Annotated in this window: 1 protein-coding gene; it reads right to left on the bottom strand. The window is 36.8% G+C overall.

Annotation, left to right across the window (positions count from 1 at the left end):
• Positions 1-724: 724 nt before the first annotated feature.
• The gene (locus MXE38_RS12030) at positions 725-2,392 is read right to left on the bottom strand and encodes a hypothetical protein (protein WP_246915404.1); all 1,668 of its coding nucleotides are present in this window, start codon (positions 2,390-2,392) and stop codon (positions 725-727) included.
• Between the last annotated feature and the right edge of the window lie 385 nt (positions 2,393-2,777).

Genomic DNA, 2,777 nt, shown 5'->3' with positions numbered 1-2,777 from the left:
GTTGCTTACCTAAATAATTAGCTCCTATCTGTTGAACTACATTAGGAGCAACCCCAAACTTTAAACCAATTTGATATGAGCTTTGCTCAGTATCCATAATTGCCTTTGCAATATCAGACTCGGTTATGTTCTTATTGATCACCGAGGATACATTGGGCGATTTTTGCATGTTCAATATGCCTCCGCTTACTGTAAAACATGCATCAATCCTATAAAAGTCAGGGGTTAAATTATAGTACCGCTATACTTTACAATTACTTATCGGCCAAACTTAGCCTGCCAAAAACCTATGGGCTATATAGCCTTGGTACTATAGGGCCTTGGCACTATAGAGTCGTAGTTGCATGTTAGTATTTTGCCTTTGGGCCCTTGAGATAATTTTATCTTGGACTGCATCTTTGACAATGATTGGGATATGCGATGAAGCAATCATAGAGGCAAATGCCTTAGGCCTTATTAATAGCTTTTGTGGTTCACCCTATCAGGGATTTAACCTAATTTTACTGATTTTTAGGCAAAACAATACCTAGCCTAGCTAAATTAGGCTTAGCTAAGCTTGGTACATAAGCAATAACTACTTTAGCCCTAAGGGCTATTTTTAATAAATAGCTAAGTCAAGGTAAAAAAAGAATCTGAGTACTTAGCAAAGCTTTTTTGGAAGTGTTCGAAAAATAGGACTGAGCCTGCTTATCTTTCTTTTGGTATTCTAACTTAAGATATTAAGTTAGAAAATCTTTTTAAAGAATGATAATAAGGAGGCATCCTCTATCTTATCGACCACTACCTCATGGGTAATACCCATGAATGAAAAGCAAAATTTGGTTCTCTCGTTGTCTGGTAAATCATTAATTTCAGTGACAACTTTCTTAAAGTTTTCCTTATAGGAGACTAAATACTTCTTGTAGTTATCAATAATGATTTCTTTAATAGTATTACGAGTGTTCTTAAGACTTTCAGAGTCAGTTTGTTTTTGAGCACGAGACAAATCAGACCAAGTAAAGCCAGTAATAGCCTGAATCCACTCTTTTAAGTCTTCTGATAACCAACAAGAGGCAAAAGGATCTTTAGCCTCTGTTAAGAGCTCACCTATCTTTTGATTCACATGATCAATGCACTCATTACGCTCTTGTAGTGAACCTTTGATAACAAAACAACGATAAATAATCTCTTGCTTGATGGCAATTTCTTTATACCACACAATATTCTTATTAAGCTCTAAACTCTTCTTTTCAATATGAGTATTGTGGTTGTTTTCAAGTTTATGATTGTTCTCAAGCGCAAGCATATCCTCATAGCCTGCACGCTCCATAGGCTTAGTAAAGCGGTCTTGTAACACTTCTTTTACTAAAGCTCTAATAATGTCCTTCTTTTGCTGACCTGATAAGAAGTCATCTAAATGAGAGAGCATAAAGGAGGCAAAGTCTTCCTTAACATAACGAGTTAGAGTGCTAAATTGTCCATCATGAAGGGCAATAATACGAGCATAGTCCACTCTTTGGTTATAAAGACTATAAAAGGATAGAACTAAGATACGTTTCTTTAAATTGAACAGACGATAGAATATGAAATTAAGCATATAGTCTTGGTTAGACAGCTTAATATCGTAATTACGTTGACGACCAAAGATCCAGTCATGTACATAAATGCACATTGATGACCAATTAATATAGTCTGGCAAACTTTGGGAGAAGTATTGACTAATAGCCTCAAAAGGAATATCACTAAATTCTTTAACGTTAACGTCGTACCATGGACTTGGTACACTAGATAAAGGCCAAAAGCCATTTTGAGCTAAAGAATTATCACCATACTCAGGCTGTAGCTGAGCCTGGGTGCAGTTATATAAGTAAAGCCAAATAGCAATATAAGCATGGGCTCGCTTAAGCGAGGCTGTATATCCTGTATTGGAAAAGTCCTGTCTATCAATACCCATATAGTCAAGCATCTGACTATAGGTTGTTAAAGAGCTAGCATACTCATTACCAGCAAAAACCTCTTGCCAGGAATTAAGCACGCTAAAGCAATTATCACAGTTTTGTACTAAAGTTTGGACAGGATCAAGATTAGAACAAAAGCAAACTACTTGCTTGTCCTTTAAAAAATCGGCAGCAACTAAATCACTTAGAGATGGCCAAATAGCATTTCTAAAAAGTTCTTGGGAAATACCATAGCTGTGGGCATCAGACCAACGGATACGAGCTAAATGGTAATTGCTTGGCATTATATAGCTGTGGACATACACCGATGGTCGGGAATCTAGATCATTAATGCGTAAGATGCTTAACTCCAGTGCGCTCTCTGGCTCACCTTCGTTAGGCACATAAACATCAACAATATAAATAGCACTATCTCGAGCCATAAACTTTTGTCGACCACCAACAAATAGCAGCACTATTTAGAGCCACCACTCTTTATTAAAACCAAGCTTTAACAGCAATTACTGTTAAAACACCCATATTGTTTGCACAAACAAGCTAGACTTCTAGCCTTTAACAAAAAAGCACTTTGAGGCCTAAGCTTACATTAGCTAACAGCTATACAAATTGGAAATGACATATGCCACAAACGCTAAGTTTTTTAAACTAAGCTCTTTAGCTTAAGCACCTAAACTTAGGATAGACTTATTATGCAGCCACAAATCTTTGCATAGTTTATCATAAATTAGCGAGAATACCCCCGCCTACGCTGAAGCGAGGCGGGGGATGAATCGCATACATTACACATAAACTAATGATCGTCTGCCTAAGATTTTGCATTCCTTAGCAGGGAAATTTTTC

It is taken from the genome of Anaerobiospirillum sp. NML120448, assembly GCF_023050945.1.
GTDB lineage: Bacteria > Pseudomonadota > Gammaproteobacteria > Enterobacterales > Succinivibrionaceae > Anaerobiospirillum.
This window is presented reverse-complemented; position numbering and strand designations above follow the sequence as displayed.